General features: G+C 70.9%; 3 protein-coding genes and 1 pseudogene. 1 reads left to right on the top strand and 3 read right to left on the bottom strand.

Annotated features, from left to right (window positions below):
• Positions 1-33: 33 nt before the first annotated feature.
• From HQ603_RS18695 to HQ603_RS18685, 3 genes are all read right to left on the bottom strand, one after another.
• Positions 34-1,482: an HAD-IB family hydrolase gene (locus HQ603_RS18695; RefSeq protein ID WP_308126620.1), complete on the bottom strand. Its 1,449-nt coding sequence runs from the start codon at positions 1,480-1,482 to the stop codon at positions 34-36.
• The gene (locus HQ603_RS18690; RefSeq protein WP_222686245.1) at positions 1,479-3,794 is read right to left on the bottom strand and encodes a glycerol-3-phosphate 1-O-acyltransferase; all 2,316 of its coding nucleotides are present in this window, start codon (positions 3,792-3,794) and stop codon (positions 1,479-1,481) included. Before HQ603_RS18690 ends, HQ603_RS18695 begins: the two co-directional genes overlap by 4 nt.
• A 175-nt stretch (positions 3,795-3,969) precedes the next feature.
• Complete coding sequence (locus tag HQ603_RS18685; protein ID WP_222686244.1) at positions 3,970-4,455, bottom strand: pyridoxamine 5'-phosphate oxidase family protein; 486 nt, start codon at positions 4,453-4,455, stop codon at positions 3,970-3,972.
• 128 nt (positions 4,456-4,583) lie between these two features.
• On the opposite strand from HQ603_RS18685, the pseudogene HQ603_RS19035 reads away from it, so the two are divergent.
• Positions 4,584-4,995: pseudogene (locus tag HQ603_RS19035) on the top strand (DUF6319 family protein); the annotation flags it as partial.

Here is a 4,995-nt window from a genome sequence, read left to right as displayed (position 1 = left end):
GTGTCGGGGGTGGCGGGGCTGTCGGGGTCGGCGCTATCGGACATGGCCGAGGGTGCGTTCGTAGAACTCGCGGACCTCGGCGATGTGCTCGTCGAGGGTCTCGGGGGTCCAGTCGTCCGTGGGGACCGGCTCGCCCACGGTCACCGTCACCGTGCCGGGGTGCGCCGTGAACGCGGAGCGGAACATCACGTCGCCCGCGCCCTGGAGGACCAGCGGGACCACCGGCACGCCCGCCTCCATCGCGAGGTGGAAGGCGCCCTTCTTGAATCGGCCCAGGCGAGAGGTCGGCATGCGGGTGCCCTCGGGCGCGATGGCCACCGAGGTGCCGCTCTTCAGCTTGTCGATGGCCGGCTTGATCGCGTCGCGCGCCTGCGCGCCGTTGGCGCGATCGACGTACGCCACGTCGAACAACGCCCCGAGGGGAGCGAAGCGGGGATCGCGCGCCAGTTCCTTCTTGGCGACGGCGGTGATGTCGCGGCGCAGCACCCGCGCGACGACGATCATGTCCATCGTCGACTGGTGGTTGAAGAGGAACACCGCCGGCCGGTGCGACCAGGCGTTGGCCTCGTCGATCACCTCCACCTCGATGCCCGTCAGCGCCAGGGCGAGCTCGGGCGCCACCGAGTTGGTGATGTTGGCGCCCACCCGGCGTGACCCGCTGAGCAGGCCGAGCGTGGCACCGAGCCCCGCACTGGCGAGCACCGAGCCGAGCGCGGCGACACTGCGCACCGTCGAGGTGACGTCGACGCCCGTCGTCGGCTTCCGCAGCCGCACGCGCGCCCACCCCCGGTCACGGGCGGTGCGGTCGAGGTCGCCGTCGGGGTTCAGCGCGACGGGAATGCCCACCGTCTCGAGCATCGGCACGTCCTCGGCGCCGTTCGAGTAGCCGAAACAGCCGGCGATGTCGACCTTCTCGGCCGCCGCCCAGTCCTCGATCCCCGCCGCCTTGCGCGGTCCCCACAGCGAGAGGCCGTCGAGCGAGCCGGTGAGCACGCCGTCGTCCCCGATCTCGGGGTGCGTGCAGATCAGGGCGTCGAATCCGAGGTCCTCGGCCACCGGCGTCGCCTGGTAGGGCGTGGCCGACGTCGAGAGCACGATGCGGTGTCCGCGGGCCTTGTGCGCGGCGATCAGCGTGCGCGCCTCGGGGAAGATCTGCGCGGCGATCTCGGACCGGAACAGCAGGTAGGCCTGCTGCATCAGCTCGTCGTGCGTCTTGCCGGCCAGCGCGCGCACGGCCTTGTCCATGAGGTTGTCCACCGTGGTGCCGCGCAGCCGCATCTCCACGACCGCGCTGCTGATGTCCCATAGCTCGAACAGGTCGACGTCGAACCGCCGCAGGCGCTCCTTGAACACGGCGGTGGCCGAGTATCCGTCGATCACCGTGCCGTCGAAGTCGAAGAACGCGACCACGTCCGGGCCCTCGGGCGCCGCGGCGACGAGGTCCAGCAGATCGGTCAGGGACTGGGCCGGGCGTGGGGTCACCGTGCTCCTCCGGATCGGTCGGTGCCGGACGGGTGTTCGGGGGTCGGCTCGGTGTGCGGGGAGTCGGCCGCCCCGGCGTACCCGGTGAGGCTGTGGTCGGCGAGTCGGCGGTACACCATGGCCCTGATTCGGCGCGAGACCCGCCCCCAGGCGGCGATCTCCACCGCGAACTGCACGCGACGCTGCGTGACGTCCGGCTCCGACGAGTCCAGGAGCCCGCGGTTGTCCGCCAACTGCAGTGCGGTGTCGAACAATTCGTTGGAGATGGCCTCGCTGTGGTCGAGTTCCTGACGGAGACGACGCGAGTGCGCGACGCCCAGGCACTCGGTGAGGAAGGCCGACTTGTCGAACTCCGCGCGCGGATCGGCGAGCACCAACCGGTCGGCCACCACCTGGTACGCCTCGAAGATCGGCTGCAGCACGCGGTGCGCGAGATGCAGCGGTTGCCGCTCGAGGGTCTGCACGGCGTACCCGGGGGTGTCGAGACGCTCCCGCCAGGTCGGGTCGATCAGGTCGACCTCCGCCTCGAGGCGGGCACCGAACTCCCGCTTGTCGCCGAAGAAGAACTCGAACTTCAGCAGGTCACGCAGTTCCAGAGCCGACCGCCAGAGATCGTCGGCGCCGGTGCGACCGGTGTCGGAGTCCTCCGTGCGGAGCACCACCAGCTCGCCGATGGCCCGCATCACGAAGAAGTGCACGGTGTTGTTGCGGAAGAACGAGGCGACCAGGTGCTTGTCCTGCGCCAACCGGTAGAGCGGCTCCGGCCCGTCGTCGAACCGCGTGACGACGCCGGCCGTCACCTGCGTGCGCAGCGCCGCGGTGACCACCGCACGATCGGTCAGGTCCACGCCACCGGCCGTCGGGAGACCCCGGAGGCGGATGTAGTGCGCGAGCGGGTCGATCACTCCGCACATCTCGGCCATGTCGAGCGCGCGGTCCTCGGTGCCGAGCATCGCCATCGCCACCAGCGCGGCGGGCGTCACCGGGGTGGCCTCGTTGATGGCGTGCGACACCGCCAGCGCCGCGCGCTGCACCGCCACACGCTTGTCCTCGTGCTCCTCGAGGAAGGTCCGCACGGACATCGGCGTCCCGAACCGCAGGTACACCGTGCCGCGGATCTTGCCCTGCGCCCGGACGTAGTCGATGGCCATGCGAATACCCTCGGCCTGCTTCTGCGCGCCGTGCATCTCCGCGGTCATGGCCCCGACCTCGTGCAGCCGGTCGTAGGTGATCGACGTGGGCACCAGGTACGCGTCGGCCGCCGTGCTGTTCTCCAGCGCGTCCACCAGGTAGGTGAGCAGGCCGAAGCGCGGCGGCCGCAACTTGCCGGTGCGCGAGCGTCCGCCCTCGATGTACCACTCGAGGTTGAACTTCTTGCTGAGCAGGAAGCTCATGTACTGGCGCAGCGTCCACTTGTAGACGTCGTCGGAGAACTTACGCTGGATCAGCACCACGCCGCTGCGCTTGGCCAGCGGGCCGATCGGCCAGAAGCCGACGTTGATGCCGCCCATCACGTGATTGAGCGGCAGACCCTGCTCCAGCAGCGCCGGCCGCAGCACCAACGGGTCGAGGTACGAGCGGTGGTTCGGCAGGAAGACCAGCGGATACGACTTGTCCAGCTCCCGCAGCGCGGCCAGGGACTCGTCGTCGACCTCGACGCGGTACGCGCGGGAGAAGAAGGCGCCCAGCTGCCCCCACAACTCCACCGCCTGCTTGTTCTCGGTGGCCACCATCTCGTTCAGGATTCGGTGCACCCGTGCCCGCACCTCGGCGAGCGGAGTGTTCACCGACTTCGCCAGCTCCGCCAGATCGCGACGGAACTGCGACCGCTCGGTGAGCTCCTCCACCACGAAGCGCGGCACCTTGTACTCGTTGCCGATGATGTCGCGCTCGGCCCGGTCCAGCGTCAGGCTGGCCTGCCGCGCCACGTACGTCGACAGCGACCGTCCCGCCGTCGCCTCGAACCGACGACGCAGATCGCTCAACGTCGCGGGCTCGCCGACGGCGACCCGCGCGTCGCCCTTGCGCGGGCGGATCCACCGGCGCAGGCCGCGCGACGGCGACTCGGGCTTGGTGTGCACGACGCGGATCGGCGTGACCAGCGGGTCACCGTCCGTCAGGCCCTCGAGCACGCGATCGAGGGCGCGCCCCGTCATCGGTACCGTGCGCGGATCGGGCACCCGGCTGTGCTGCTCGATCCACGCCGACGCCGTCTGCACGTCCTCGTCGGTCACCGCGTCGATGAGGAACAGCTGGTCGCGGTCCGATGCGGCCGACGAGGACGTGTCGGACCGAGACGTGTCCAGCGACATGGCGTGCCTACTCCCCGAGAACGATGCGTGTGCCGCCCCGCCGCGAGCCCCGGGGCGCAGAACCCGTCGAACGGTACGCGGCGGAGCGGTACGGCGGTGCCGGTTTGCGCTCCCTCGTGGAGCACTCACCACGGTGTCCGCTCTGCGCGAACGGCCGGGGCTCGTGGGGGTGGCGTCAGGTCAGGTCGACCGTCTCGTTGGTGCCCACGTCGGGGCGCTCGCCGGTGACGCGGGACTTCGCGTACGCGATCAGCGTGGAGACCTTCGATCCCGGCGCCGACCAGTACTCGGCGCCCTCGGCCTCGACCTTCAGCAGGACGATGCCGTCGGACTCCGGGCCGTCCTGGAACCACGCGGCGACACCCTGACTCCACAGGTCCTTCTTCTTCGCCTCGTCCCGGACCACGGACGCCCGGCCGGAGATCGACACCCACGAGGTGCCGGACTGGAAGGACACCCCGACGGACGGGTTGGCGCCGATGTCGGCCACCTTCCGCGAGTCGGCCGCGGCGAAGAACCAGAGATCGCCGTCGAACTCCGTCTCCTGCAGGGCCATCGGCCGGGCGATGAGGTGCCCGTCGGTGGAGGTGGTGGTGAACATGCAAAGGTTCGCGTCGGAGAGAAGCTCGATCACGTGGGCGCGGGAATCGGTGTCGGTCATGCGCGGCGCGTACCCGGCGGAACGGGCACGCAACCACGCGGCGACGATGCCCGGTGGGGGTGTCGGGGGTCGTGACACACTGGCCGTGCTGTTCGTGCCCGTCCCCTCCACGCCTCGAAAGGTCTCCCATGGCAGCCGCCCGTCGGCGACCCCCGGCCGATGCCCTCACCGAGGACGATCTGGCCGTGTTGCAGTCCGCCCTCGACGCCGGCAAGCGCGCCACCGTCTATCTCCGGGAGGCGACGCCGTCGCTGGGCCTCGAGGCCGGTGCGTCCGCGCGCGTGGTGTCGATCGACGGCACCACGGTCACCGTCAGCCCCGCCGGGGTGGACGATCAGCTGCCCTACGAGGCCGAGGAGCTGCGGCGCTCGCGCACCGCGCCCGCGCCGGCGAAGGCCGCGCGGGCTCCGCGGGTCGCGCGGGTGTCGAGGCCGACTCCGACGGCGTCTGTGGCTGTTCGGACACCGACCCCCGCGCCCGCGCCGAAGCACGCTGCCGCTGCGCCGGGCCCGACTTCGATCGACGCGTCCGAGCCGGGGC

Source organism: Rhodococcoides corynebacterioides (assembly GCF_019834675.1).
Classification (GTDB): Bacteria; Actinomycetota; Actinomycetes; order Mycobacteriales; family Mycobacteriaceae; genus Rhodococcoides; species Rhodococcoides corynebacterioides_A.
This window is presented reverse-complemented; position numbering and strand designations above follow the sequence as displayed.

Excerpts from the sequence above, each read along its gene's own strand:
- HQ603_RS18690 (WP_222686245.1), bottom strand. The coding sequence starts at position 3,794 with ATGTCGCTGGACACGTCTCGGTCCGACACGTCCTCGTCGGCCGCATCG.
- HQ603_RS18685 (WP_222686244.1), bottom strand. The coding sequence starts at position 4,455 with ATGACCGACACCGATTCCCGCGCCCACGTGATCGAGCTTCTCTCCGAC.